Annotated in this window: 1 protein-coding gene and 1 pseudogene; both read left to right on the top strand. The window is 27.7% G+C overall.

From position 1 onward, the window contains the following. A pseudogene (locus PZE06_RS25880) lies at positions 1 to 269 on the top strand (ATP-binding protein); the annotation flags it as partial. Beyond that, on the top strand, positions 260 to 562 hold the full coding sequence (locus PZE06_RS25875; RefSeq protein WP_150917900.1) for an STAS-like domain-containing protein: 303 nt from the start codon (positions 260 to 262) through the stop codon (positions 560 to 562). The pseudogene PZE06_RS25880 and the gene PZE06_RS25875, both read left to right, overlap by 10 nt. Positions 563 to 657 lie beyond the last annotated feature (95 nt).

The following is a 657-nucleotide window of genomic DNA, read 5'->3' as shown; positions in this document are numbered from 1 at the left end:
TTGAAAATGGATTTTCTACAGAATCAACACCAGGAAATCGCGGTGCTGGTTTAAACAATATTTTGACATCTGTTTTAACAGATAATAAAGGTACTATTCATATACATTCAAATAAGGGTATAATAGACTGTACATATGGTAATAATGAAATAAATACTCATTCTTATGCTGCTAAAGGGTTTTACCCCGGTACATTTATCGAAATAGTTCTTAATACACAAAATATATTCAATATAGAAAATGAGGAGGAGGATTTTGAATGGTTTTAATAAATGTATTAGACCATGTAGAAAAATGTTACTCCAATGATGATGGCAAAATAATCTACGCTCTAATAAAAGAAAAATTTAGTAAGAATCAAAAGGTTACCATTTCATTTAGTGGAATTACAAGTTTAAACTCTTCATTTGTAAATTCAGCTTTTATTGAATTACTTGAAGATTATAGTTTTGATTATGTGCGTAGTAATTTAAATTTTATTAATAGCACTAGACAAATCAATTCTATATTAAAGGACCGATTTACTTTCGAAGCAAATAGAAAAAAACTAGCCTTGGCATAACATCACCCCCCTCTTTTAGATGGGGTATTTTTTTGTCATAAAAGTAAAAAATTCTCTCCTTTTTGCAATTTAATATTCTACATATTATATGAATA

The organism is Robertmurraya sp. DFI.2.37 (genome assembly GCF_029211245.1).
GTDB classification, from domain to species: Bacteria; Bacillota; Bacilli; order Bacillales; family Cytobacillaceae; genus Robertmurraya; species Robertmurraya methanolica_A.
This window is presented reverse-complemented; position numbering and strand designations above follow the sequence as displayed.

Bases quoted from the DNA above. Each gene is read 5' to 3' on its own strand.
- PZE06_RS25875 (WP_150917900.1), top strand. From the start codon at position 260: ATGGTTTTAATAAATGTATTAGACCATGTAGAAAAATGTTACTCCAAT.